25 protein-coding genes and 1 pseudogene are annotated in these 24500 nt (G+C 68.0%); 19 read left to right on the top strand and 7 right to left on the bottom strand.

The window, feature by feature from the left end; genetic code table 11:
• The first annotated feature begins 1 nt into the window (after position 1).
• Positions 2-403 (top strand): VOC family protein, encoded by a 402-nt coding sequence (locus A9310_RS08065; RefSeq protein ID WP_065630129.1) that lies wholly within the window; start codon positions 2-4, stop codon positions 401-403.
• A 51-nt stretch (positions 404-454) separates the two neighbouring features.
• On the opposite strand, the gene groL is transcribed toward A9310_RS08065, so the two are convergent.
• On the bottom strand, positions 455-2080 hold the full coding sequence (groL, locus tag A9310_RS08060; RefSeq protein WP_065630128.1) for a chaperonin GroEL: 1626 nt from the start codon (positions 2078-2080) through the stop codon (positions 455-457).
• 232 nt (positions 2081-2312) lie between these two features.
• Here groL and A9310_RS08055 point away from each other — a divergent pair, with 232 nt between their 5' ends.
• The 13 genes from A9310_RS08055 (at position 2313) to A9310_RS08000 (ending at position 13875) form a co-directional block, all read left to right on the top strand.
• On the top strand, positions 2313-3218 hold the full coding sequence (locus tag A9310_RS08055) for a TIGR03621 family F420-dependent LLM class oxidoreductase (protein ID WP_065630165.1): 906 nt from the start codon (positions 2313-2315) through the stop codon (positions 3216-3218).
• A gap of 70 nt (positions 3219-3288) precedes the next feature.
• Positions 3289-3924: a DUF4178 domain-containing protein gene (locus tag A9310_RS08050; RefSeq protein ID WP_065630127.1), complete on the top strand. Its 636-nt coding sequence runs from the start codon at positions 3289-3291 to the stop codon at positions 3922-3924.
• Between the two features lie 59 nt (positions 3925-3983).
• Positions 3984-4532 (top strand): DUF2617 family protein, encoded by a 549-nt coding sequence (locus tag A9310_RS08045; RefSeq protein ID WP_065630126.1) that lies wholly within the window; start codon positions 3984-3986, stop codon positions 4530-4532.
• Positions 4529-5062, top strand: a complete 534-nt coding sequence (locus tag A9310_RS08040) for a DUF4247 domain-containing protein (protein ID WP_065630125.1) — start codon at positions 4529-4531, stop codon at positions 5060-5062. Before A9310_RS08045 ends, A9310_RS08040 begins: the two co-directional genes overlap by 4 nt.
• A 57-nt stretch (positions 5063-5119) precedes the next feature.
• Positions 5120-5545: a DUF350 domain-containing protein gene (locus tag A9310_RS08035; RefSeq protein ID WP_058251322.1), complete on the top strand. Its 426-nt coding sequence runs from the start codon at positions 5120-5122 to the stop codon at positions 5543-5545.
• Between the two features lie 100 nt (positions 5546-5645).
• A complete protein-coding gene (locus tag A9310_RS08030) occupies positions 5646-7175 on the top strand; it encodes a polyamine aminopropyltransferase (protein WP_065630164.1) in 1530 nt (509 codons plus the stop codon).
• Positions 7176-7215: 40 nt separating this feature from the next.
• Positions 7216-7353 carry a hypothetical protein gene (locus A9310_RS25840; protein WP_165630638.1) on the top strand — a complete coding sequence of 46 codons (138 nt, stop codon included), beginning with the start codon at positions 7216-7218 and terminating at the stop codon, positions 7351-7353.
• 103 nt (positions 7354-7456) lie between these two features.
• Positions 7457-8647 carry a sensor histidine kinase gene (locus tag A9310_RS08025; RefSeq protein ID WP_065630163.1) on the top strand — a complete coding sequence of 397 codons (1191 nt, stop codon included), beginning with the start codon at positions 7457-7459 and terminating at the stop codon, positions 8645-8647.
• A 79-nt stretch (positions 8648-8726) separates the two neighbouring features.
• Positions 8727-9542 carry a LytTR family DNA-binding domain-containing protein gene (locus A9310_RS08020; protein WP_065630124.1) on the top strand — a complete coding sequence of 272 codons (816 nt, stop codon included), beginning with the start codon at positions 8727-8729 and terminating at the stop codon, positions 9540-9542.
• Positions 9535-9933, top strand: coding sequence for a hypothetical protein (locus A9310_RS08015; RefSeq protein WP_065630123.1), 399 nt, complete (start codon positions 9535-9537; stop codon positions 9931-9933). The genes A9310_RS08020 and A9310_RS08015 overlap by 8 nt, the downstream gene beginning before the upstream one ends.
• Positions 9930-11693, top strand: a complete 1764-nt coding sequence (locus A9310_RS08010) for a cation acetate symporter (RefSeq protein ID WP_065630122.1) — start codon at positions 9930-9932, stop codon at positions 11691-11693. Before A9310_RS08015 ends, A9310_RS08010 begins: the two co-directional genes overlap by 4 nt.
• 173 nt (positions 11694-11866) lie before the next feature.
• Positions 11867-12223, top strand: coding sequence for a DUF485 domain-containing protein (locus tag A9310_RS08005; RefSeq protein WP_058251329.1), 357 nt, complete (start codon positions 11867-11869; stop codon positions 12221-12223).
• A gap of 26 nt (positions 12224-12249) precedes the next feature.
• Entirely contained in the window at positions 12250-13875 is a 1626-nt protein-coding gene (locus A9310_RS08000; RefSeq protein ID WP_065630162.1) for a cation acetate symporter, read from the top strand.
• A gap of 89 nt (positions 13876-13964) precedes the next feature.
• Here the strand turns inward: A9310_RS08000 and A9310_RS26260 are convergent, their stop codons facing one another.
• The 4 genes and pseudogenes from A9310_RS26260 to A9310_RS07985 all read right to left on the bottom strand — a co-directional run bounded on the left by A9310_RS26260 (position 13965) and on the right by A9310_RS07985 (position 17987).
• Complete coding sequence (locus A9310_RS26260) at positions 13965-14363, bottom strand: hypothetical protein (RefSeq protein ID WP_254661201.1); 399 nt, start codon at positions 14361-14363, stop codon at positions 13965-13967.
• 243 nt (positions 14364-14606) lie between these two features.
• Positions 14607-15746: pseudogene (locus A9310_RS26565) on the bottom strand (PQQ-binding-like beta-propeller repeat protein); the annotation flags it as partial.
• Between the two features lie 190 nt (positions 15747-15936).
• A complete protein-coding gene (locus A9310_RS07990; protein ID WP_065630120.1) occupies positions 15937-17349 on the bottom strand; it encodes an amidase in 1413 nt (470 codons plus the stop codon).
• Between the two features lie 23 nt (positions 17350-17372).
• Positions 17373-17987 carry a TetR/AcrR family transcriptional regulator gene (locus tag A9310_RS07985; protein WP_083207296.1) on the bottom strand — a complete coding sequence of 205 codons (615 nt, stop codon included), beginning with the start codon at positions 17985-17987 and terminating at the stop codon, positions 17373-17375.
• Positions 17988-18074: 87 nt separating this feature from the next.
• Between A9310_RS07985 and A9310_RS07980 the strand changes: the two genes are divergently transcribed.
• Entirely contained in the window at positions 18075-19328 is a 1254-nt protein-coding gene (locus tag A9310_RS07980) for an MFS transporter (protein WP_065630118.1), read from the top strand.
• Position 19329: 1 nt separating this feature from the next.
• On the opposite strand, the gene A9310_RS07975 is transcribed toward A9310_RS07980, so the two are convergent.
• The gene (locus A9310_RS07975; RefSeq protein ID WP_065630117.1) at positions 19330-19956 is read right to left on the bottom strand and encodes a TetR/AcrR family transcriptional regulator; all 627 of its coding nucleotides are present in this window, start codon (positions 19954-19956) and stop codon (positions 19330-19332) included.
• A gap of 209 nt (positions 19957-20165) precedes the next feature.
• Here A9310_RS07975 and A9310_RS07970 point away from each other — a divergent pair, with 209 nt between their 5' ends.
• The 4 genes from A9310_RS07970 (at position 20166) to A9310_RS07955 (ending at position 23672) form a co-directional block, all read left to right on the top strand.
• Positions 20166-21359, top strand: coding sequence for an acyl-CoA dehydrogenase family protein (locus A9310_RS07970; RefSeq protein WP_058251335.1), 1194 nt, complete (start codon positions 20166-20168; stop codon positions 21357-21359).
• 41 nt (positions 21360-21400) lie between these two features.
• Positions 21401-22513, top strand: a complete 1113-nt coding sequence (locus tag A9310_RS07965; protein WP_065630116.1) for an acyl-CoA dehydrogenase family protein — start codon at positions 21401-21403, stop codon at positions 22511-22513.
• Positions 22514-22626: 113 nt separating this feature from the next.
• Complete coding sequence (locus tag A9310_RS07960; RefSeq protein ID WP_065630115.1) at positions 22627-23112, top strand: DUF350 domain-containing protein; 486 nt, start codon at positions 22627-22629, stop codon at positions 23110-23112.
• 101 nt (positions 23113-23213) lie between these two features.
• Positions 23214-23672, top strand: a complete 459-nt coding sequence (locus A9310_RS07955; RefSeq protein ID WP_058251338.1) for an SRPBCC family protein — start codon at positions 23214-23216, stop codon at positions 23670-23672.
• Positions 23673-23675: 3 nt separating this feature from the next.
• Here the strand turns inward: A9310_RS07955 and A9310_RS07950 are convergent, their stop codons facing one another.
• Positions 23676-24476 (bottom strand): HAD-IIA family hydrolase, encoded by an 801-nt coding sequence (locus tag A9310_RS07950; protein ID WP_065630114.1) that lies wholly within the window; start codon positions 24474-24476, stop codon positions 23676-23678.
• Positions 24477-24500 lie beyond the last annotated feature (24 nt).

Below are 24500 nucleotides of genomic sequence, written 5' to 3'. Positions count from 1 at the left end.
GATGCGAGTGCTGAAGACCTACGCCAGGATATTCGTCGCCGACCTCGACGAGTCTCTACCGCTGTACGAGACGATCGTCGGCGCATCCGCCGATCTGCGGTTCACCTTCGAGAAGGCCGAACTCGCCGCCGTCGGGAACTTCCTCCTCATCGCGGGAGCCGACGACGACGTCGAGGCCTACCGGTCGACCGTCGGACCGGTCATCGTCGACGATCTAGACGCCTTGATCTCGCAGGTCAGTGGCGAAGCCGGGGCCGAGGTCATCGGCGAATCCGAGAGCACGACAGGACGATTCGCCTACCTTCGCCATACCGACGGTGCGGTCCTCGAGTATGTCCAGTGGTCGCGGGAAGTCGCCGAAGCCGTGCTCGGAACGCCGAAGGCCGGCCCCCCGCTCGGGTGACCGGCCTTCGGTTGGTGCTGCGTGAGTGGACGCAGGGATCTGATCAGGAGATCAGAAGCCCATCCCGCCCATCTCGTCGCCACCCGGCATGGCCGGTGCGGCGTTCTTCTCGGGCTTGTCGGCGACGACGGCCTCGGTGGTGAGGAACAGAGCCGCGATCGAGGCTGCGTTCTGCAGCGCCGAGCGGGTGACCTTCACCGGGTCGTTGATGCCGGCCTTGAGCAGGTCCTCGTACACACCGGTGGCGGCGTTGAGGCCGGTGCCGGTGGGCGAGTTGAGGACCTTGTCGGCGACGACGCCCGGCTCGAGGCCGGCGTTGATCGCGATCTGCTTGGCCGGAGCCGACAGGGCGACCTTGACGATGTTGGCGCCGGTGGCCTCGTCACCCTCGAGCGAGAGTGCGTCGATGGCCGGCTCCGACTGCAGCAGGGCCACGCCACCGCCGGCGACGATGCCCTCTTCGACGGCAGCCTTCGCGTTGCGGACGGCGTCCTCGATGCGGTGCTTGCGCTCCTTGAGCTCGACCTCGGTGGCCGCGCCCGCCTTGATGACCGCAACACCGCCGGCCAGCTTGGCCAGACGCTCCTGCAGCTTCTCACGGTCGTAGTCGGAGTCGCTGTTCTCGATCTCGCCGCGGATCTGGGCGACACGACCGGCGATGGCGTCGGGATCGCCCGAGCCCTCGACGATGGTGGTCTCGTCCTTGGTCACGACGACCTTGCGAGCGGTACCGAGCAGCTCGATGCCCGCGCCCTCGAGCGAGAGGCCGACCTCTTCGCTGATGACCTCGCCACCGGTGAGGATGGCGATGTCGGCCAGCATGGCCTTGCGGCGGTCACCGAAGCCCGGGGCCTTGACGGCGACGGACTTGAAGGTGCCCTTGAGCTTGTTGACGACAAGGGTCGAGAGAGCTTCGCCCTCGACGTCCTCGGCGATGATCAGCAGCGGCTTGCCGGCCTGGATGACCTTCTCCAGCAGCGGCAGCAGGTCCTTGATGGTCGAGACCTTGCCTGAGACCAGCAGGATGTACGGGTCGTCGAGGACGGCTTCCTGGCGGTCGGCGTCGGTGACGAAGTAACCCGAGATGTAGCCCTTGTCGAAGCGCATGCCCTCGGTGAGCTCGAGCTGCAGGCCGAAGGTGTTGGACTCCTCGACCGTGATGACGCCTTCCTTGCCGACCTTGTCCATCGCCTCGGCGATGAGCTCACCGATCGAGGCGTCGCCGGCCGAGATACCGGCGGTGGCAGCGATCTGCTCCTTGGTCTCGACCTCCTTGGCGCTCTTCAGCAGCGACTCGGTGACGGCCTCGACGGCCTTCTCGATGCCGCGCTTCAGACCCAGCGGGTTGGCGCCGGCGGCGACGTTGCGCAGACCCTCACGGACGAGAGCCTGGGCGAGAACGGTGGCGGTGGTGGTGCCGTCGCCCGCGACATCGTCGGTCTTCTTGGCGACTTCCTTGACCAGCTCGGCGCCGATCTTCTCGTACGGGTCCTCCAGCTCGATCTCCTTGGCGATGGACACACCATCGTTGGTGATCGTGGGGGCGCCCCACTTCTTCTCCAGGACGACGTTGCGACCCTTGGGTCCCAACGTCACCTTGACGGCGTCGGCAAGGCTGTTGAGGCCCCGCTCGAGGCCGCGACGGGCCTCTTCGTCGAACGCAATTTGCTTGGCCATGGGTAAGTGATCCTCCGAAGGGGGTGACACTAGGTTCGTATGGCCGGAACTCGGTGCCCGCGACGGACGACCGGTGTGTCATTCGGTACCGGCCTCACCGTCCCGACCTGGCACTCACAGCTCGCGAGTGCCAACCTCGTTTTTAGCACTCGACCAGTGCGAGTGCAAGGCTGGTTCAGGTGTCCCCGTCGGCGGCGTGGTCGGCCGCCGCGACGCTGACTACGTTGAGGACATGTCACTCGCCTCCAGGGAGTTCAGGTTCGGGGTCAACATGCTCGCGGCCGACACCGCGTCGTCGTGGCAGACGCGTGCCCGATCGGTCGAGGAACTCGGCTACGACGTCCTGCTCGTCCCCGACCACCTGGGCATCCCGAGCCCGTGGCCGGCACTGGCCGTCGCGGCCACCGCGACGCAACGCCTGCGCGTCGGCCCGTTCGTCCTCAACGCCGCGTTCACCAACCCCGCGCTGCTCGCGCGCGACGCCGCCACCGTCGACCGGTTGTCCGACGGCCGCGTGGAACTCGGACTGGGCACCGGCTACGCCCGGGAGGAGTTCGACGCAGCCGGGATCGAATTCCGGTCCGCGGGCCGGCGCGTCGATCACCTGTCGGCGACCGCCGCCCGCGTGACTGAGCTGCTCGCCGACGAGGATCATCAGCCCCGACCCGTGCAGCCGAGGATTCCGCTCCTGCTCGCCGGCAACGGCGACCGCGTGCTGACGATGGCCGCCGGACACGCCGACATCGTCGGCTTCACCGCGGCCCGAACGGGACCCGACGGCGATCTGGAACCGCTGTCCGCCGGCGATTTCGACGAACGGGTGGCCTTCGCACGCGCCGCCGCCGGGGACCGCGCCCTCGAGGTGGAGTGGAATCTCCTGCTACAGATCGTCACCGTGACCAATTATCCTACGGCGGTGGCCGACGAGCTCATCGCGAAGCACGAACTGTCGATGAGCGCTCAGGAGTTCCTGGGCCTGCCGTCGGTGCTCATCGGATCGGTCTCCGACATCGCCGCCCGACTCGTCGACCTCCGGGAGCGGACCGGGGTCAGCTATCTCACCGTGCTCGAACCCGCGCTCGAGGTGTTCGCCCCGGTGATCGCGGAGCTGCGCGCCGTCGACGCCGGAGGGCGGTGAGGCGGTCACGGTCATTCGCACCCTCGACGACCGACGTCCCGCAAGCCGCCGGTCGACTAGGGTCTGAACCGTGGAATTCCTGCTGATCATCATCGTGGCGCTGCTGGCGATCGTCGCGGTGGTCGTCATCTTCAACTTCCTGGGCAATCGGCGGGCCCGGCAGGCCGAGCAGGACGCCCTGCGTGAGCGGACCTATCGCCCCGGCGATCCCTTCTCGTCGGCCGACGACGACTCCGTCTACGGCGACCCCCGCGATCTCAAACCCGGCGACCTCGTCGAACTGCGCGGTCAGACCTACGCGGTCCGGGGCACCCTGCGCCTGACGCAGGACGGCTACACCTGGACCGAGAACTTCCTCGACACCGGTGTCGGGTCCAAGGCCTGGATCTCGGTCGAGGACGATCCCGACCTCGAGGTCGTGCTGTGGCACGAGGTACCCGGTGCCGCCGTCACCCCCGGCCCCGACACCGTGGAGCTCGAGGGGCGTCGATACCAGTCGGAGGAGGCGGGCTCGGCGCGTTTCACCTCCGCGGGGACCACCGGCGTCGCGACCTCGGGCCGGATGGCCTATCACGACTACCAGGCCGGCGACGACCGACTGTCCTTCGAGGACTACGGCAGCGGCTGGGAATGCGCCCGCGGCGAACTGTTGTCCCGCGCGGACTACCGCATCTACCCCACCAACCCGGCTCCGGAAACACCCTGACGGCGGCCCCGACGCCCGCCCATCCACACGACGCCCTGAGCACGGAGACCCCACACCGCATGACCGAGAACACCGGACACCCCGGCGACCCCGCCGCACAACTCGCGGTGGCCTACGCCGACACCAGCGCGAGCCAGCTCGGCTTCTCGCTGAGCGCACCCCTGCAGGAGCCCCTGGCACAAGAGGATCGCGAGATCGACGGCATCACGGTGTCGGTGCGGCTGCTCGGCGCGAGCCATCAGGTACTCGTCGAAGACGGGGTGCAGCGGATCTGCGAGACCGTCGCCTGCCTGCCGGAGGTGACCTCGGCACTGCCGGAGAGTTTCCAGGAGAGCGGTTACTACTTCAGTTCCCGTGTGGAACAGGTCAATCCCGACCAGCTCGCCGCCCTCGTCGAACAGCTGAGCGCCCGCGTCACCGAACAGCTGGCCACCGGACACCCGTGCGTGATGGGACGGTTCCCGGGGGAGCCGCACGCCGTCACCGCGATCGTGTCGGAGTCCACCGATGACTCCATCAGCTGGCACACCTGGCACACCTATCCCAAGGCCGCCGAGGTCGTGATCACCTCCAGCAGGATCGACCGCGGTCCGGTGGCCCGCCCATGACCGGGCAACCACCGCCCGGCGGCCCACCGGACCCACGCCGCCGTCTGAACAAGACCCGCAACATCATCATCGGCGTGATCGTCGTGCTCACCATCTTCGCGCTGATCGGTGCATGCACCGCGCGAGTTGCCCGTGGCGGCGGCATCGGCGGGTCGGCGCGCGACTACATCACGCAGAACTACGAGCGCGACACCTCCCTCGACGAGGGCGACGTCGACGCCTATGTCGCCGACGGGACACCGGAGCAGGTCGCGGCCGAGATCCGCGACGCCGAACGTCCCAGCGACCAGCGGAGCGGCGCCACCGGCACGGGCAACATCGCCGGCACGCAGTTCCTCCAATACCCCGACTACCTCGTCGGCCTGTTCCCGCTGGCGGCCGGCGCCACCCGGGTGATGCTCAGCCGGGACTACCGGTCGGGGTATCACCACTACCACCCCTACGTCGGCGCGTTCTGGGTCCCGACCCCCCGCTACGCGGGTAGCGGCAGCGGAAACCGCGGCGGCGGGAGCGGCGGTGGTGGCAAATGATCGTCGTACGCCCGGCACGTGCCACCGAATTCGTCCGACCAACCAACGGAGAAGACCATGCTCGCTGATATCGCTGAGAACGCCTACGCTGCAGGCGCTTACGCCGGTGTCGGCGTGATCCTGATGATCATCTCGTTCGGCATCCTCGACCTGCTCACGCCCGGCAAGCTCCGTTCGCAGCTGTGGACGGACCGCAACCGCAACGCCGGCATCCTGGTGGGTTCCAACATGCTCGCCGTCGCCGTGATCGTCACCGCCGCCATCGTCGCGAGCGAGGGACGACTGCTCGAGGGGCTCACCTACACCGCGGTGTACTCGGCGATCGGCCTGGTCGTGATGGCGGTGACCTTCCTCGTCATCGACCTGCTGACCCCCGGCAATCTCGGCGAGTTGCTGGTCCACCCGGAGAGCCACCCGGCGGTGTGGGTGCAGGGCGTCGCACACATCGGGGTGTCGATCATCGTGGCCGCCTCCATCCTGTGACCGGGTTCCCGCACTCCCCCGTTTGTCCGTGACCGGTCACGACTCCGCTGCCGCCGACGCCGAACCGGTGACGACCGAACCCGTTCCGGACGCGCTGGCGATGCGACCGCGATTCGCCCGCGCCGGACTGCTGGCCGTCGTCTTCGTCTGCGCCGCCTGCGGGTTGGTGTACGAGCTCGCGCTGGTCTCGCTCGGCTCGTTCCTGATCGGCAACACCGCGACGCAGGCGTCGATCGTCCTCGCGGTCATGGTCTTCGCGATGGGCATCGGGTCACTCGCCGCGAAACCGCTCCAGCCACAATCGGTCACGGCCTTCGCGGTCATCGAACTGCTGCTCGCCCTCATCGGCGGACTGTCGGTGATGGCGCTCTACGCGGCGTTCGCCTACCTGGAGTTGTACACGCCCGCCCTCGTCCTGGTGGCCTTCGTGCTCGGCATCCTGATCGGTGCCGAGATCCCGCTGCTGATGGTTCTGCTGCAACGGATTCGACGCCAGGAGGCAGGTTCGGCGGTCGCCGACATGTTCGCGGTCGACTACATCGGCGCCCTCATCGGCGGCCTGTGCTTCCCGTTCCTGTTGCTGCCGTTCTTCGGCCAGTTGCGGGGTGCTCTGGTGGTCGGGCTGGTCAACGCCGCGGCCGGCTGCTTCCTCGTCTTCGTCATCTTCCGCAAGTCGATGTCGCGCACCCAGATGGGTGTCCTCTCCGCGTCGGCCGTCGCCGTCGTCGCCGTCCTGATCGCCGGCCTGATGCTGTCCGGCCGCTTCGAGATCACCGCGCGCCAAGCGCTGTACCGCGATCGCATCGTCGCCGCCGAACGTAGTGCGTACCAGGACATCGTCATCACCGAGAACCGTTTCGGCGCAACGGCCGACACCCGCCTGTACCTGAACGGCGACCTGCAGTTCTCCTCGGTCGACGAACATCGCTACCACGAGACGCTGGTGCATCCGGCGATGTCCGGGAACCACGACTCCGTGCTGATCCTCGGCGGCGGTGACGGACTCGCGCTCCGCGAGGTGCTCACCTACCCCGACGCCCGCGACGTCACGCTCGTCGAACTCGACCCGGAAATGATCCGACTCGCCCGGACCGACGAGCGTCTCACCACGTTGAACCGGGGATCGATGACCGACCCCCGAGCCGAGGTGATCGCCGCCGACGCCTTCTCCTGGCTGCGCGGCACCGACCGCCGGTTCGACGTCATCATCGTCGACATGCCCGACCCCGACGACTCGGCCACCGCGAAGCTGTACTCCACCGAGTTCTACGCGATGGTCCGGGCGCATCTCGCCGAGGCGGGCCGCACCGTGGTCCAGGCCGGGTCCCCGTACTTCGCGCCGAAGTCGTTCTGGTGCGTGGCCTCGACCATGCGCGCGGCCGGACTGGACCCGACCCCGTACCACGTCGACGTGCCGGCCTTCGGCGACTGGGGATTCCACCTGGCCGGCGCCGAGGGCAGGGTGACCCCGACCGTGGCGGCGCCCGGACCCCTCCGGTTCCTCAGTCCCGAACAGTTGGCAGCAGCAACGGTTTTCCCACTGGATCGGCAGCGACTGGATCTGCCGCCGTCGACCCTCATGGACCCGCGGATTCTCCGGTACGCACAGGGCGAGTGGGCGACCTACTGACGTCGGCAGATCGCCGGAGGCAGGTCAGAGTGCGGCCGCGGTGTCCGGCGACAATGCGATCAACATCTTCCCGCTGGCGCTCGTGCGGTCGGCGGCGGTCGCCGTCGCCGTCGCCGGGGAGTGGGAGCAGATCACGGCACTGTGCCGGGCCACGCGCGGCCTGCGAACCGCCGACTGATCGAACCGCCCGGGAGTTGTACGCCTCCGTCCCGACCCGGGCGTCGACCGATCGCGTGGCGTTCGCGTCCACCGATGCGGGAGGATGGGCCGCGGGAGGTGCGATGTCTGCTGAGCTGGCCGTGGTGTTCGGGATACTGGTCGTCACCGTCGTCTGGGCACTCACCGTCCTGGTGCGCACCCGGCGACGAGTGGCCACCCCTGCCGAGCGGGCGGTTCATCTGGCCCTGCACACCGCGTCGCTCGCCGCCCGCTCACTGCGCACCGGACTGTCGGCGGAGTCGGCTCGCGAAGCACTGCCGCACCTGCACTCCCTGACCGGCGCCGAAGCGGTCGCACTGTACGACGGCGAACCGAGCCGCCTCGCCCACGAGCCGGACGGTGAGGCCATCTGGGACGACGAGATGCTCGGTCACGCCGACCGTGCGGCGTCGTCCGCGCTGGGTGACCTCCGACGCGTGCTGCTCACCGACCCCAGCGGCGCCGAGTCGCCCGTGCGCGCGCTGGTGGCCCAGCCGCTCCTCGCCGACGATGTCGGGGTCGGGGTCCTCGTGGTCGCCACCACGCGACGACCCGGACCCGGGATGCTCGGCGCCATCGCCGAAGTCGCGCGGTACGCGTCGAGCCAGATCGAACTCGCCGACCTCGACGCATCCCGCGCACGGCTCAACCGCGCCGAGGTCCTCGCCCTGCGCGCGCAGATCAGTCCGCACTTCATCTACAACGCGCTCAACACCATCGCCTCGTTCGTGCGGACCGACCCCGACCGGGCGCGCGATCTCGTCCTCGACTTCGCCGACTTCACCCGATACTCCTTCCGGGCCGCCGGCGAATACACCGTGCTTGCCGACGAGCTGCGGAACATCGACCGCTACCTCACCCTCGAACGAGCCCGCTTCGGCAATGCCCTGGACGTCAAACTGCATGTCGCACCGGAGGTCCTGAACGTCGTCGTGCCGTTCCTCGCCTTGCAGCCGCTCGTCGAGAACGCCGTCCGGCACGGTCTCGCGTCGAAGGGCGGCGGCACGATCACCATCGTCGCGGCCGACGAGGGCACCGACTGTGTCATCACGGTCGAGGACGACGGCGTGGGCATGGAACCGGAGCTCCTGCGCAGCGGCGCTATCGACGCCCTCGACCACAGCGAGGGTGCCCACGTGGGCCTGACCAACGTCGACCACCGGCTCCGCGCCGCGTTCGGCAACGACTACGGCCTCGTCGTCGAGACGGCGGTCGGCGCCGGCACCAAGGTGGGGATGCGTGTCCCGAAGTTCCGCGCGGGCATCCGGGCGTGAAACGCAACGCCGGAGTTCCGGCAGTGCCCGAACTCCAGGGCGGTAAACTGCGGGCTGTCGCCGAGGCGGGAGGTGTTCCATGACCGCACTGGTCGTACTCGCGGTCGACGACGAACCACCAGCTCTCGACGAGCTCGGCTACCTGTTGAACCGGCAGGACGACGTCGCCGAGGTCCGCTCCGCGTCCGACGCCACCGGCGCCCTCCGCGAACTCAACGAGCACCGCATCGACGCGATCTTCCTCGACATCAACATGCCCGGCCTGTCGGGACTCGAACTCGCCGGCGTCCTCGCGAAATACGCCTCGCCCCCGGCGATCGTGTTCGTCACGGCCCACGACGACCGGGCCGTCGACGCCTTCGAGGTCGGAGCGGTCGACTATCTGCTCAAACCCCTACGCGAACAACGTCTCACCCAGGCGGTCGACCGGGTCCGCGCGAGCCTCGACAGTCGGGAGCGTGCACCCGAGCCCGCGCAACCGACCGTTCGCCCGGAGCGTCGCGCCGCATCGGACGAGGTCATCCCGGTGGAGATGAGCGGCGTGACCTCGCTCGTCCGGCGCGATTCGATCTCCTGGGTCGAGGCCGTCGGCGACTACGCCCGACTGCACGCCGACTCGGGCGCACACCTCGTCCGCATCCCGTTGTCGACGCTCGAATCCCGCTGGCAGGAGACCGGATTCGCCCGGGTACACAGGTCCTACCTCGTCGCGCTGCCGATGGTCACCGGATTGCGGACGGTCGGCGGCGGCACGGTGGTGTGTGTCCGCGCGAACGGCGCGTCCGAGGCCGTCGAGCTGCCCGTGAGCCGCCGACAGGTCCGCGAACTCAAGGACCGCCTCATCCGGGACCCGCTGCGCCAGTACCGTTCCCCCACCGCACGGGACGATGGCTGAGCACCCGCCCCAGCGCGAACGGGTGGTGCTCGCCTCCCGCCGCGGGGCGCGAATGGTCCGTACCCGCGTCGAGGTCCAGGAACAGACCGAGGTCGGCGACGCGCTCGTCCGCGGCCTCATGCGCGCCCAACTCGGTCTCGGCCTGCGGCTCGGGGGCGCCCTGCTCGCCGTTGCTGCCGCCATACCCGTTGCCGCCTGGGCGTTTCCGGGGATCGCCGACGCCGGCGTCTTCGGGATTCGACTCATCTGGCTGATGCTGGGAGTACTCGCCTTCCCACTCCTGTATCTGACCGGACGGCTCTACGTCCACCTCGCCGAGCAGGCCGAACGCGACTTCATGGGCCTCGTGGATGACGATCTGTCCGACGCACCCGAACCGGGCCCGCCGTGACGACCGACGTCCACGCCCTCACCGCGATCGGCCTGTTCGCCGCTGCCATCGCCACGATCGCGGTCGGCGCGTGGGGCGGGCGTTTCTCACGGACCACGTCGGACTTCCTGGTGGCGTCGCGGAGCGTCGGCTCACGCTGGAACGCCGCCGCGGTCTCCGGTGAATACCTGTCGGCAGCATCGTTTCTCGGCGTAGCGGGCCTCATTGCGAAGTACGGTGCGGACGCACTCTGGTACCCCGTCGGGTTCACCGCCGGCTACCTGGGCCTGTTGCTGTTCGTCGCCGCGCCCCTGCGTCGTTCCGGGGCCTACACGGTGCCCGACTTCGCCGAGTTCCGCCTCGCCTCGCCGGCGGCACGGAAGACCGCGATGCTCGTCGTGGTCGTCGTCTGCGTGCTGTACCTCATCCCGCAGTTCCAGGGCGCGGGACTCACCCTCAACATCCTTCTCGGCGCACCGGTGTGGGCCGGCGTGGTCGGCGTCGGACTGATCGTGATCGTGAACGTGGTGGGCGGCGGCATGCGATCGATCACCTTCGTGCAGGCCTTCCAGTACTGGCTCAAGCTGACCGCGATCGCGGTTCCCGCGCTCGTCCTGATCGGCGTCTTCGCCCAAGACCCCACTCCCGTCGGCGAACCGGCGCCGCCGCGGATCACCACCGCGACGACCGTCGACGTGACCACCGACGTCTCGGTCACCGTCGCCGAGACCACCGGCGTACGGGTCACCGGGACGCTGGACGGGGTCGTCGTCGACGACGCGCCGGTGAACAGCACCGGACCCCACGTCATCTCCGCGGGCTCGACGATCTTCCTCGACGCCGGTGCGGCCACCCCGGTCGTCGCGGGCGCGCCGGCACAGAACGCGGACTGGATCGCTCCCGGTGGGGGCTTCGGCGGCAGTCACCCGCTGTACCAGGTGCTGTCGCTCATCATCGCGATGTTCCTCGGCGTCATGGGTCTGCCCCACGTGCTGGTGCGCTTCTACACCAACCCCGACGGGCGATCGGCGCGGCGAACCGCGCTGGCGGTCATCGCACTGCTCTCGTTGTTCTACCTGTTCCCCATCCTGCTGGGGGTGTTCGCACGGCTCTATGTCCCCGAACTGCTGATCACCGGCACCGCCGACGCCGCGGTCCTGTTGCTGCCGAGCGCGGCGGTCGGCGGGATCGCCGGTCAGATCCTGGCCGCGCTCGTCGCCGCCGGGGCGATCGCCGCCTTCCTCGCCACGTCGTCGGGACTGCTGGTGTCGGTCGCCGGGGCGCTCGCCACCGACCTGCTGCGCGGCCGGGTGCGCGACTTCCGGGTGGCCGCGGTCATCGGCGGACTGATCCCGATCGGCTTGTCGCTGGCCGCCGCCTCCCTGGAACTGTCCCGGACCGTCGGGTTGGTGTTCGCCGTCGCCGCGTCGACGCTGTGCCCGCTGCTGGTCCTCGGGATCTGGTGGCGCGGACTCACGGCCGTCGGCGCGATCGCCGGACTCGTCGTCGGCGGCGCGTCGTCGGGGTCGGCGACGATGCTGGCGATCGCCGGGGTCGTCGACGACGACGTGCTGGGCGGGTGGCTTGCGGTCGTGATCGGCTACCCGGCCGCTGTGACGGTCCCACTCGCGTTCGGCACGATGGTGCTGGTCAGCAAGGCAACCCGGGGACGGGTACCCGTCGACCTCGCACGGACCTTTGCCCGGATGCACGTCCCGGAACGCGTCGGGATGGGGCTCGATCGCACCCCGGGACGGGCCCCGGACGAGCGGGCGACCTGACCGTTCGGACAGGTGACCGTTCGCCGCTCGTCGGATCTCACCGACCGTCCGGCGCACGGACCGCGGGTTTCGGCGTGTGACCCAGGCCACCCGATTGTCTGTGATCTGCACCTCATTCAGGCTGACTTCCGTAGAGCCATCACACATGTGGCCACGTCACCCTGGGAGGAAACGTGTCGACCGTCGACCAACCACCACCGGCGCCACACGCGCCGACCGGCGAAGAGTTCATCGAGATGCAGGCCAGTCCGGAGTTCCAGGAGCTGCGGCGGACGCTGCGGAAGTTCGTCTTCCCGCTGACCGCGTTCTTCCTGATCTGGTACGCCCTCTACGTGCTGCTCGGCGCCTTCGCGCATGACTTCATGGCGACCCAGGTCTGGGGCAACATCAACCTCGGCCTGATCCTCGGTCTGTTGCAGTTCGTCAGCACCTTCGTCATCACCGGCATGTACGTACGCTTCGCCAATCGCAATCTCGACCCGAAGGCCGAGGCGATCCGCAACGAGATGGAAGGCGGGCCCGCACTGTGAACACCACTGCCGTACCCACCACCGACGTGACCGTCCTCGCGGCGACCGTCGGCAGCCCGGCCGCCAACATCGCCATCTTCGCCGCGTTCGTCGCGGTCACGATGTTCGTGGTCATCAAGGCCAGCAAGAACAACAACACCGCCGCCGACTTCTTCACCGGCGGTCGCGGCTTCTCCGGACCGCAGAACGGCGTCGCCATCGCCGGCGACTACCTGTCGGCGGCCAGCTTCCTCGGCATCGCGGGCGCCATCGCGGTCTACGGCTACGACGGCTTCCTCTACTCCATCGGCTTCCTCGTCGCGTGGCTGGTCGCGCTGCTGCTCGTGGCGGAATTGCTGCGCAACACCGGCAAATTCACGATGGCCGACGTCCTCAGCTTCCGTCTCAAGCAACGTCCGGTGCGTCTGGCCGCGGCGATCTCCACCCTCGCGGTGTCGCTGTTCTACCTGCTCGCCCAGATGGCCGGCGCCGGCGGCCTGGTCGCGTTGCTCCTCGACATCGAGGGGCGCCTCGGCCAGTCCATCGTCATCGCCGTCGTCGGTGCGCTGATGATCGTCTACGTGCTCATCGGCGGCATGAAGGGCACCACCTGGGTGCAGATCATCAAGGCCGTCCTGCTCATCGCGGGTGCCGGCATCATGACCGTCATCGTGCTGGCCAAGTTCGGCATGAACCTGTCGTCGATCCTCGGTGCGGCACAGGACGCGGTGACCGACTCGACCAGCGAAAAGGTCGCCGCGCGTGACGTTCTCGCTCCCGGTGCCCAGTACGGCGGGTCCCTGACGAGCCAGATCAACTTCATCTCGCTCGCCATCGCGCTCGTCCTCGGCACCGCGGGCCTCCCGCACGTGCTGATGCGGTTCTACACCGTGCCGACCGCGAAAGAGGCTCGCAAGTCGGTGGTCTGGGCCATCGCCCTCATCGGCGCCTTCTACCTGTTCACCCTGGTTCTCGGTTACGGAGCGGCCGCCCTGGTCGGACCGGACAAGATCCTCGACGCCGCCGGCGGACAGAACTCGGCCGCACCGTTGCTCGCGTTCGAACTCGGTGGCGTGGTCCTGCTGGGCATCATCTCGGCGGTCGCCTTCGCGACGATCCTCGCCGTGGTCGCCGGCCTCGCCATCACCGCGTCGGCGTCGTTCGCCCACGACATCTACGCCTCGGTGATCAAGCGCAACAAGGCAAGTGAGGACGACCAGGTCCGCGTCTCGCGATACACCGTCGTGGTCCTCGGCATCGTCAGCATCGTCCTCGGCATCCTCGCCAACGGCCAGAACATCGCCTTCCTGGTGGCGCTGGCCTTCGCGATCGCCGCGGCCGCGAACCTGCCGACGATCGTCTACTCGCTCTACTGGAAGCGGTTCAACACCCGCGGCGCCCTGTGGAGCATGTACGGCGGCCTGATCTCCACGATCGTCCTGATCGTCTTCTCCCCCGCCGTCTCCGGGTCGTCGACCGCCATGATCTCCGGCGCCGACTTCGCCTGGTTCCCGCTGGCCAACCCGGGCATCATCTCGATCCCGCTGGCCTTCGTCCTCGGCATCGTCGGCACGCTGACCAGCCCGTCGGACAACGGCACCCCGGAACGCAACGCCGAGATGGAGGTTCGCTCCCTCACCGGCATCGGCGCCGAGAAGGCCGTGCAGCACTAGGTCATTCGCAAACCCACCCCTGTTCCGTGAACCCACTGCCTTGCAAGGCGGTGGGTGTGCGGAACAGGGGTGGATTTTTGGGGGCACGCTCAGCTATCCGGGCGAAGTGCCGCCACACTCACCGGTGAGCTGAGATCACCGGGATCGCCGAAGCATGTAACCAGCACGGCTCCCGGAACGGGTACGACGCCACCCAACGTCTGCCCGCACGGCGACGGTACGGACGCGATCGAACCGTCCGGGTGGATCGTCGTCAGGTCGTACCGCCCCTGGTTCTCGAGAGGTCGCTTCAGTTGGGCCGTCACCACGGAGTCGTGCAGAAGAACCCAGCTCTGCGACTCCGGGATCGGATCGCGTGGCCAGTCGGTACCTTTCGGGATCGTGACGCGGGTCGACGAGCGAGAATCCAGATGTCCGATGACTACCGCCCCGGGCTGGTCGAAGTACATACCCCAGGACGGCTGCGCGTTCACATGGATCCCCGTCATCCGGCGCCCTCGAGCATCTGAACCCCACCACCATCTGTCCACCGGCTCGTGGCCGCCGTTCGCTATGGAGACCACCAATGCCCGGGGGACGTCATCGAGGTCCCACAGGTGAGCCACGAACTCGGAGTCGCCTGTCTCGCCGACGCTGACGTCGAACCGCTCGTCTGCCGCCGTGATTGCGATGCGATGGGTCCGATCCGCTCCGGTCAGGGCGTCGAAGACAACGACCTTCACATGACCCCTGCCAGGAGCCACATAGACCACATGATGACCGGCAGCGAAGACCGAGCGCGGATGCGGGTTCGGTTCATCACGTCCGGTCGGCGGCGACACACGTCGCTGCCATCTGACCTCTCCGCTCCGAGGTTCGAGAACTGCCATCTCGCCGTCACGGATCACAGCCACTGGCTGATCGACGCGTCCGGCGCGTGGCACGTCGGAAATCAGAATCCACGGCGAATCGTTGGTCCAGAGGACCTGTCCTGTCATCGCATCGATCCCGGTCGTGAAATACCCCACCCGCCCTGCGCGGGCGTAGTCACAACCGACCACGACCACTGAATCGGTTCCCGTTCCGGTACTGGTGACGCGATCGAACCCTCGCTCAGCGCAATTCGCCGCTCCGACGCCATCGGGAGTGAGGCTCCACCGTGGTCGGCCCGTCGTGCCGTCGTAGGCGACCAGGATGTCATCGACGACTGCGGCGAAGCCCGGGCCGGCCGGGGTGATCGACCAGGGATCGACATCATCCACTCGGTAGGCTGGTTCCCCGGTGACCGAAGGCGGCACTTCGGGAATCCGAATGGCGTCGGTCCCCGTCGCTCCACTGCGCTCGAACGGCGTGAGACCGATCGCCAGTGTCACGACGAGAGCGACAACGGCGATTGCGCCGACCTCTCTTAGAGACAATCGATCTCGTCGAAACGTCGCCGCGACCGCGGCGACGAGCAGGCACGCCCACGCCGCCAGGACCGTTCGTACCACGTCATGTCCGCCCGGGCCTCCCGTCAGCGCCGCGATGGTATCGACCGCCTCGGATCGGACCGAATAGGCGAGGCAGACCCCCGAGACCAGGGCCGACCCGATTGCCGGACCGCGACCGACGAAGCCGAGGAGTACGACACCAATCACGAGCGACAACCCGAGCGATACTCCGAGCACGAGTGTTGTTGCGGCCCATTGTGTTCCGGTCCAGAATCCATCAGACACCCGACCCGACGGAACCCGTTGAACAAACGCCAGCCCGGAGAGGACGATTCCGGCAACCGCGGAAACAGTAGTCACGTAGCCGGCGAAGCGGGATGCGGCGGACGACCTTCGATAACTTCCGCCCACCGTGACGCCGGAATGGCCGGCGCTGATCGTCTCGGACTCTTGCGCCATCCCATGACCGTTCATCCCACCCCCCGTCGACTGAACTCATTCGGTGCTGCCGGGCAGACTATCGGAGTTCGGCATCTCGGTCAGTCGCGCGTCCCCAGGCCGACCAACACTCCGGCGGCGCAGTTTCCGTCGTGCTTATCGGATCCAATAAGCGCGACGGAAACGGCACCGCGGGAACGAATTACGTATCTCAGGCGTCCTGAATCCGCGCAAACGGTCGAGCCGCCTCGAGTTCGAAGGCCAACTCGAGGAGGGTGCGTTCCTGGCCGAGGTCGGCCGCGAAGTGGATGCCCACGGGCATGCCCGACTCCGTTTGTCCGAGAGGCAGACTGATAGCCGGGGTGCCCGCGGTGTTGTTGGCCGGGGTGAAGGCGATGAACCGGGTCAGCCGGCCCATCGCCTCGTCGAAGTCGAGTGCGGGATCGAGGTACCCGATCTCCGGGGTCGCGTGGACGACGGTCGGGTTGAGGACCACGTCGAAGGTGTCATGCAGTCCGCGGATCGCCGCCGTGGACCTCCGCAGCCCGCGGACCGCCCCGGGCAGCCGGTAGAAGTGCCGGAGCGCGCTACGCGAGAGCCCACGGGTGAACGAGTCCACCTGGGAACGGTCGAAGCCCTTGTCGACCACCCGTTTTCCGAATCGGTCCAGCGCCAGGGCCAGCAGTGACCAGTAGTCGATGAAGTCCCGGACGTAGTCGCGATCGACCGGCAACGGCACCATCTCGGTGCGATGTCCGAGGGACTCGACCAGCTCGGCGGCCTCGGTGACACACCGTTGTGTGTCCCGGTCGAGCAGCGAGCCGGTCAGCGGCTCGGTGATCAGCGCGATCTTGAGCCGTTTGGTCCCCGGCCCCTCGACCAGCCCGACCGGCGGCATCCCGGGCGCGGGCCGGAAACCCTGTGTGTCGGCGAGGAATCGGGCGGTGTCGCGCACCGAACGGCTGACGATCCCGTTCGACACGAGGTCGATCGGCGCGTCCCGGGTCTCTTTCGACGCCTCGACGCGCCCGCGACTCGGCTTCAGTCCGACCAACCCACAGATGGCGGCGGGGATGCGGATCGACCCGCCACCGTCGTTGGCGTGGGCGATCGGCAGTGCACCGGCCGCTACGAGCGCCGCGGAACCACCGGACGAGCCGCCCGACGAGTAGTCGGTGTCCCACGGGTTGCGGGTCGGCTCGCGGTCGACGAACTCCGTCGTCGAGGTCAGCCCGAAGGCGGGCATCGTCGACGCGCCGACCACATTGACGCCGCTCGCGAGGAACTGATTGGTGAAGGCCTCGTTGGCCTGTGCCGGGCGCTGGGGCACCGCAGCCGAACCGTGACAGGTCGGCAGCCCCGCGAAGTCGGTGTTGTTCTTGATGATCGACGGCACCCCGATGAACGATCCCAGCGGGAAGTCGTTGTCGACCGCGCGTTTGCGCGCACGCTCGCGATCGTCGAAGGCGATGGCGTTGAGGTGCGGGTTGACGGCATCGATCCGCGCGATCGCGGCCTCGACCGCCTCTGCGGCGGAGATCTCGCCGGATGCGATGGCCTGGGCGACGCCGACCGCGTCGTGCTCGCCGAGTGCGTCGTCGGTGAACGCGTGAACGTGTTTCATTCCCGGGACCTTATCGTCTCGGCCTACCTTCTCGGCGCAGCTCCGATCATCGACAAGACGTCATCGACCAGGCCGGCGGCGTGGTCGGCGTCGAGCTCGAGTCCGAAGACCGCATGGTGATACAGCGGGGCGATCACGTGGTCGAGCACCTGTCGGACCGACGGTGTGGCCTCGCCGCGGTCCCGCGCCCGCGCGATCATCTGCTCGGCGTGCTCGCGCCGGATCTCCCAGCAGGGGCAGACCTCGACGATGTCCTCGCGCGCGGCGACCATGGCCCGGAGGTAGGCCCGGCGCTTCGGGCGTGCGATGTCGGCCGCGATGATCTGGGCCCACTCGGACAGGTCCTCGGCGAGAGTGCCGGTGTCCGGCAGGGGTTCGCCCTGCGTCAACGCCGCAACGGCGACCTCCCCGAGAAGCGCGTCGATCGTTCCCCAGCGTCGATAGATGCTGGTCGGATTCACCCCGGCGAGTTCGGCGACCTCGGGAATCGTCATCGTCTCGCGCCGACCGGCGCCGACGAGCTGACCGACTGCCGCGTAGACCGCCGATTGCACGCGCGCGCTACGACCACCTGGACGACGGGTCGGCGAGGCGGGAGCACCAGAACTCGGACTGTCGGGGGTGCGGGCCGTCGTCATGGAAGCCATTATTGCAAAGCTGATTGCTTTTGGAACGCAGTCCGGGCTAGTTTCTGAATGCAAACCTGTTTGCTTTAAGGAGACCTCGTGGCGCCACTGCACCCACATCGCGCGTTCTGGCTGATCGCGGCGACGTACATGATGGTCCTGTTCGCGTCCGCGGCACCGTCGCCGCTGTACCCCGTGTATCAGGAACTGTGGGGATTCTCCGCGCTCACACTGACGCTCGTGTTCGCGGTGTACGTGGTGACCATGCTGGTGAGCCTCCTGACGGTCGGGTCTCTGTCCGATCATGTCGGCCGGCGGCCTGTCCTCGCCGCCGCGCTCGTCCTGCTCATCGCGAGCATGGTGCTGTTCGTCGTAGCCGAGGACGTCGGCACCCTGCTCGCCGCGCGCGCCCTGCAAGGCCTGGCCACCGGCGCGGCGATGGGCACCTTGACCGCGACGACCGTCGATCTGCAGCCCTCGGCCCGTGCCGGATCGACGATCGTCGGCGCGGCCCCGGCGATCGGCCTGGCGAGCGGCGTCGCCGTGGCCGGGGTGCTCGTCGAGTACGCACCCGCACCCCGCGTCCTGATCTACGAGATCATCCTCGGCCTGTTCGCCGCACTGCTGATCGCCCTTCTCGTCGTCCCGGAGACCCGCGAGCGAATCGGCTTCGATTCTCGACGGCACCTGGCCGGCACGCTCGCGCCGCAGGTGCGCGTGCCTCGCGAGGTCCGCACGGTGTTCCTGGCGTCAGTTCCCGCGCTCGTCGCCACCTGGTCCCTCGGCGGCCTGTATCTCTCGCTCGGGTCGTCGGTGGTCTCCCGTGTGTTCGGTGTGGGCAACCACGGCGCGGCGGGCGCGATCCTGTTCGTCTTCTTCGCCTGCGCGGCCGTCACGTCCCTGTTCATCACCGATCGCTCGTCGACGATCAAGGCTGCGTACGGATTCCCCGCACTCGCCGCCGGCGTGGTGATCTCACTCACCGGGGTCCTCATCGAATCCCTGCCCTTCTACATCGTCGGTTCGATCGTGGCCGGCTCGGGCTGGGCCGCCACCTTCCTCTCCGCGATGGACAACATCACCGCCGCGACACCTCCCACGAAGCGCGGTCAGGTCTTCTCGTCGGTGTTCGTGGCGAGCTACCTCGCATTCAGCGTCCCGGCCGTGATCGCCGGGATCGTCGTCTCGCACATCGGTTTGCGCGACACCATCATCGGCTACGTCGGCTACGTTCTCGCGATGGTGATGATCGCGGCAGCATTCGCGGTGACAGTGCGCCGCCGGGCAGCATCCGCAGCCCGGAACGCAGTCGAAGTCTCTCCGTCGCAACCGGAACCGGCATGCAGGGGCTGAGTCACCCGCCGACGGGCGGTCGCCATCCCACCATCCGCGTGGCCAGCTCCGCGTAGAAGCCCCCCATCTCCTCGGGCGAGAGTGACCCCCCGTCGCGATACCAGCGCGCGACATCGATCCCCATGGACAGCATCGCGTTGGTGGTGGCGAGTGAGTCGGCGACATCGAAGTCGCCGCGTGCGATCCCGGCTTCGATGATCTCGCGCACCCGTCTGGTGATCTCGCGACGCATGGCCATCACCGTGTCCAGATGGTCGGGCGCGAGGGCGTTGAGTTCGTAGTTCACCACCCGGCCCCCCACGTGCTCGCGCGCGTGGTGCTCGGTGAAGGCGTGGAAGATCGCCCGCAGCCGGTCGCCGGGGGACGCCGACGGATCGTCGGCGTCGTCGATCGCCGCGAGGATGGCGCGATGACCGGCGTCGGAGATCTCGAACAGCAGCTCCTCCTTGGAGCGGAAGTGCACGTAGACCGCCGCCGAACTCATCTGCGCGCCGTTGGCGATGTCTCTCGTGGTCGTCCCGTTGAACCCCTTGGCGGCGAACGCCTCGACGGCGGCGCGCAGGAGCCGGGCCCGGGCGGCCACGGGCCGGACTTCGGGCGTCGGATCGGCAGACGGGCCCACGGTCACCTTCTCGGAACGGTCGGACTGGTCATCGTGACGAGCCCGTGATTGACAGCATCCGGCCCGCGCGGCATAGTGCAACCTATCACTAAGCAAGCGCTTAGTCATTCGTGGCTCGGTTGGGTTTCCCCAGCTTGGGTGCACACGGCAGAGGTCCCCAGTTCGACCACACCGCCCGGGGTACGGACACCCTCGACAGGAGTAGAGAAGAACCCATGCAGCTGAAATTCAGTCCTGAAGAAGAGGCCTTCCGCGAGGAGTTGCGCAGCATCTTCGCCAAGGTCCCCGAAGACGTCCGCAAGCGGTGCGAAGAGGGCAAGCTCCAGTACCCCGAGGACCTCGTCACCACGACGCGCATCCTCAACGAGCACGGCGTGGCCACCCCCAGCTGGCCGGTGGAGCACGGCGGCAAGGACTGGACCCCGATCCAGCACCACATCTACCGCGAGGAGATGAGCCTCGCGTTCGTCCCCGACATGCTGCCGTTCAACGTCGGCATGATCGGCCCGGTCATCGCCCAGTTCGGTTCCGACGAGATGAAGGAACGCTTCCTGGCCAAGACCGCCAACCTCGACATCTGGTGGTGCCAGGGGTTCTCCGAGCCCGAGGCCGGCTCCGACCTCGCCTCGCTGAAGACCCGCGCGGTCCGCGACGGCGACGACTACGTGATCAACGGCCAGAAGACCTGGACCACGCTCGGCCAGTTCGCCGACTGGATCTTCTGCCTCGCGCGCACCAACCCCGATGTCAAGAAGCAGGCCGGCATCAGCATGTTCCTGTTCCCGATGGACACGCCGGGCGTCGAGATCCGTCCGATCCAGCTCATCGACGGCAGCTACGAGGTCAACGAGGTCTTCTTCAACGACGTCCGCGTGCCCGCCGAGAACATGGTCGGCGAGGAGAACAGCGGCTGGACCCAGGCAAAGTTCCTGCTCGGCAACGAGCGCAACGGCATCGCCCGCGTCGGTTACACCAAGGCCAAGCTCGCCCGCGCCAAGGAGCTCGCGAAGCAGACCCGCACCGCCAAGGGCACCCTGCTCGACGATCCGCTGTTCGCCGCCCGCCTGGCCGAGGTCGAGAACGAACTGCTCGCCCTCGAGCTCACCCAGCTGCGCGTCGCCGCCTCGTCGGCCGACGGCAAGCCGAACCCGGCATCGTCGCTGCTCAAGCTGACCGGCAGCCAGCTGCAGCAGGCCGCCATGGAGCTCCTGGCCGACATCGCGGGCCCCGACTCGCTCCCGGTCGCCCAGCTCGACGCCTCGGCTCCGAACGGCAGCGCCGAGGTGAGCGCCCCCGAATGGGCCCAGCTCGCCGCCCCGACCTACCTCAACTACCGCAAGGTCACGATCTACGGCGGGTCGTCGGAGGTCCAGCGCCAGATCATCGACAAGGCCGTCCTCGGCCTCTGAGCGCCGACCCCGCACCTTTCGACCTTTCACTAAGGAACATTATGGATTTCGAGCTTTCCGAAGAGCAGGGGATGCTGCGCGACACCGTTCGCGAGGTCCTCACCAAGACCTACGACGTCGAGACGCTGCGCAAGGTCACCGACACCGATCTCGGCTGGAGCGAGAAGGTGTGGAAGTCGCTGGCCGAGATCGGCATCCTCGGCCTCACCTTCCCGGAAGACGAGGGCGGCATGGACGCCGGCCCCGTCGAATTCACCAGTGTCATGACCGAACTCGGCCGCGCACTGGCACCGGAGCCCTACCTCGACTCGGTGCTCGTCCCCGGCTCGCTCCTCGGCCTGGCCGACGACGCGACCCGCACCGAGCTGCGGACCGCACTGGCGTCGGGCGAACTGCTGATGGCCTTCGCCCACACCGAGCCGGGCGACCGCTGGCCGGAGGCGCGGGTGGAAACCACCGCGTCGGCCGACGGCGTCCTCAACGGCACCAAGAGCCTTGTCGGACACGGCGATTGCGCTGCGAAGCTGATCGTCTCGGCGCGCGACGACAACGGCGTCGGCCTCTACTTGGTCGACGCCGACGCCGACGGCATCACCCGCACCCCGTACCGGACGCACGATCGCCGCCGCGGCGCGCAGATCGAGTTCCGCGACGTCAAGGCCACCCGCCTGGGCACCGGCGACGCGTCGCAGACCATCGCCGACGCCGAGGTCGGCATCCAGACCGCACTGTGCGCCGAGGCCGTCGGCGCGATGGAGCGGAGCCTGGACCTGACCGTGGAATACCTCAAGTCGCGCAAGCAGTTCGGCGTCACGCTGTCGGCCTTCCAGGCGCTCACCCACCGTGCCGCCGACATGTACGTCCAGCTCGAACTCGCCCGCAGCCTGAGCCTCTACGCGACGTCGGCGCTGGCGGACGGGATCGCCGATCCGATCATCGCGTCGCGGGCCAAGCTGCAGATCTGCCGGTCGGCGCGCCTGATCGGTCAGGAAGCGATCCAGATGCACGGCGGCATCGGTATGACCGCCGAGTACCCGATCGCCCATTACGTGAGCCGTCTGACGGCGATCAGCCACACCCTGGGCGACGCGTCGGACCATGTGACCCGCCTGGCGGAGAACATCGACACCTACGACATGCTCAGCGTCGGCTGAGACCGGCTACTGTCCTTCAGCGAAGGTCCTGCGCGTTCTCGCGCGCAGGCCTTCGCTGACGTCGTTGTCGGGCGGCAGCCCGCTGTTGTCGATGCGAGGCGAGAGGGAACCGGATGGAACTGCTGCGGGACAACCTGGCCGCGGGGGCATCGTTCAGCCTGGTGGGGATCGCCGTGCTCGTCCTCGGCTTCGCCGCCCTCGACCTGGTGACACCGGGTCGGCTGCGGCAGCTGGTGTGGATCGAGCACAACCGCAACGCGGTGCTGCTGACCACGTCGATGGTCATCGGCCTCGCGATCGTGCTGGTCTGTTCGGTCATCGACACCGAACTCCTGGAACTGTGGCGCGCGCTGCTCTACACCGTCGCGTACACGGTCTTGGCGATCGCGGTGATGATGTGGTCGTTCGTGCTGATCGACTGGCTCACACCGGGGAAGCTCGGCACGCTGCTCTTCGACGGCGCGCCGCGCAGTGACGAGACCCCCGACGACGCCGTGACCACCGGCCGCCGGGCCGCCGACGAACACCCCGCCGGGTGGATCACCGCCGCCGTCTTCGTGACCATCGGTGCCGTCGTCGGGATCACCCTGCTGGTCTGAGTTCGGCGCGACATCGCTGGTCCAGGCGTTTTCCGGGGTTGACTCGGGCGCCCGAACATGCTTATTGACCCTCGGCCAACAAGCCCATAGGGTGAGCGACCATGACCGCAGCACTCATCGAGGAATCCATCGACATCGACGCCACGCCCGAGCAGGTGTGGTCGGTGATCTCCGATCTGAAGCGCATGGGCGAGTGGAGCCCCCAGTGCAAGAAGATGATCATCCGCGGCGGCACCGTCGGGTTGGGGACCAAGACCATCAACATCAACCGCCGGGGCCCGCTGGTGTGGCCGACCACCTCCAAGGTCGTCCGGTTCACCCCGAACCAGGAACTCGGCTTCCGCGTCGCGGAGAACCACACCATCTGGAGCTACACCATCACCCCGAAGGACGCCGGGGTCACGGTCACCGAGCGGCGCGAGGTCAACGGGTCGACCACCAAGGTGTCGTCGGTACTCGTCGACAAGCTCTTCGGCGGCGCCGAGTCGTTCGAAGAGGAGCTCAAGCTCGGGATGGCCGAGACGCTGGGCAAGATCAAGCGCGCCGCCGAGTCCAACTGATGATCAGGTTCCGCCGAGCTTGCCGATGAGCTCGGGGAGGTCGGCGACCGAGTCGATGATGTGGTCGGGGTAGGGCCCGAACTCGTCACGCTGCAGCGCATGCAGCGCCTCCTCGCGGAACTTGCCGGTGCGGACCAGCACCCCGATCAGCGCCGCCGCCTGGGCGCCGAGAACGTCGTTGTGCATGTCGTCGCCGACCATCACCACCTGGGTCGGCTCGAGACCGAGGACCTCGGTGGCCGCCCGGAAACCGACCGGCGACGGTTTGCCGATCGCCTTGATCTTTGCGCCCGAAGCCTTTTCGAGGCCCTCGAGGTAGACCCCGGTGTCGATGCTCAGGCCGTCCGCCGTCGACCAGGTCATGGACCGGTGCATCGCGATCACCGGAATCCCGTCGAGCATCATCTCCAGGACCTTGGACAGCGTGGCGTGCGTGAAGACCGAACCGGCACCGCCGAGTACCACCACCTCGGCCGACGCCGGGTCGTCGGTCAACTCCACGCCGGTCATGTCCTCGGCGATCGGGCCCTGGTTGAGCACCCACACGCGCTTGCCCGGATAGGTGGCGGCGACGTGTTCGGCGGTCAGCTTGGCGGCCGACAGGATCTCGTCCGGCTTCACCTCGAAACCGCATTCGTTGAGCGCCTCGGCGATCTCGCCACGCGAGCGGGACGTCGTGTTGGTCAAGAACATCCGCGGGATGCCCTGGTCGGCGAGATCGGCGATCGCCTCGACCGCGCCGGGCAGCGCCTGCCACGAGGTGACCATCACCCCGTCGATGTCGAACAGCAGACCCAGCGCCATGCGCACGAATGTAGTCCTCGCCCA

This window comes from Gordonia sp. UCD-TK1, from assembly GCF_001691435.1.
GTDB classification, from domain to species: Bacteria; Actinomycetota; Actinomycetes; order Mycobacteriales; family Mycobacteriaceae; genus Gordonia; species Gordonia hongkongensis.
The sequence above is the reverse complement of the archived record's forward strand: the minus strand, read 5'-3'. Positions and strand labels throughout refer to the sequence as shown.

Bases quoted from the DNA above. Each gene is read 5' to 3' on its own strand.
- A9310_RS08065 (WP_065630129.1), top strand. From the start codon at position 2: ATGCGAGTGCTGAAGACCTACGCCAGGATATTCGTCGCCGACCTCGAC.
- groL (WP_065630128.1), bottom strand. From the start codon at position 2,080: ATGGCCAAGCAAATTGCGTTCGACGAAGAGGCCCGTCGCGGCCTCGAG.
- A9310_RS08055 (WP_065630165.1), top strand. From the start codon at position 2,313: ATGTCACTCGCCTCCAGGGAGTTCAGGTTCGGGGTCAACATGCTCGCG.
- A9310_RS08045 (WP_065630126.1), top strand. From the start codon at position 3,984: ATGACCGAGAACACCGGACACCCCGGCGACCCCGCCGCACAACTCGCG.
- A9310_RS08040 (WP_065630125.1), top strand. From the start codon at position 4,529: ATGACCGGGCAACCACCGCCCGGCGGCCCACCGGACCCACGCCGCCGT.
- A9310_RS08035 (WP_058251322.1), top strand. From the start codon at position 5,120: ATGCTCGCTGATATCGCTGAGAACGCCTACGCTGCAGGCGCTTACGCC.
- A9310_RS08030 (WP_065630164.1), top strand. From the start codon at position 5,646: ATGCGACCGCGATTCGCCCGCGCCGGACTGCTGGCCGTCGTCTTCGTC.
- A9310_RS08025 (WP_065630163.1), top strand. From the start codon at position 7,457: ATGTCTGCTGAGCTGGCCGTGGTGTTCGGGATACTGGTCGTCACCGTC.
- A9310_RS08020 (WP_065630124.1), top strand. From the start codon at position 8,727: ATGACCGCACTGGTCGTACTCGCGGTCGACGACGAACCACCAGCTCTC.
- A9310_RS08015 (WP_065630123.1), top strand. From the start codon at position 9,535: ATGGCTGAGCACCCGCCCCAGCGCGAACGGGTGGTGCTCGCCTCCCGC.
- A9310_RS26260 (WP_254661201.1), bottom strand. From the start codon at position 14,363: ATGACGGGGATCCATGTGAACGCGCAGCCGTCCTGGGGTATGTACTTC.
- A9310_RS07990 (WP_065630120.1), bottom strand. From the start codon at position 17,349: ATGAAACACGTTCACGCGTTCACCGACGACGCACTCGGCGAGCACGAC.
- A9310_RS07985 (WP_083207296.1), bottom strand. From the start codon at position 17,987: ATGACGACGGCCCGCACCCCCGACAGTCCGAGTTCTGGTGCTCCCGCC.
- A9310_RS07970 (WP_058251335.1), top strand. From the start codon at position 20,166: ATGCAGCTGAAATTCAGTCCTGAAGAAGAGGCCTTCCGCGAGGAGTTG.
- A9310_RS07965 (WP_065630116.1), top strand. From the start codon at position 21,401: ATGGATTTCGAGCTTTCCGAAGAGCAGGGGATGCTGCGCGACACCGTT.
- A9310_RS07960 (WP_065630115.1), top strand. From the start codon at position 22,627: ATGGAACTGCTGCGGGACAACCTGGCCGCGGGGGCATCGTTCAGCCTG.
- A9310_RS07955 (WP_058251338.1), top strand. From the start codon at position 23,214: ATGACCGCAGCACTCATCGAGGAATCCATCGACATCGACGCCACGCCC.
- A9310_RS07950 (WP_065630114.1), bottom strand. From the start codon at position 24,476: ATGGCGCTGGGTCTGCTGTTCGACATCGACGGGGTGATGGTCACCTCG.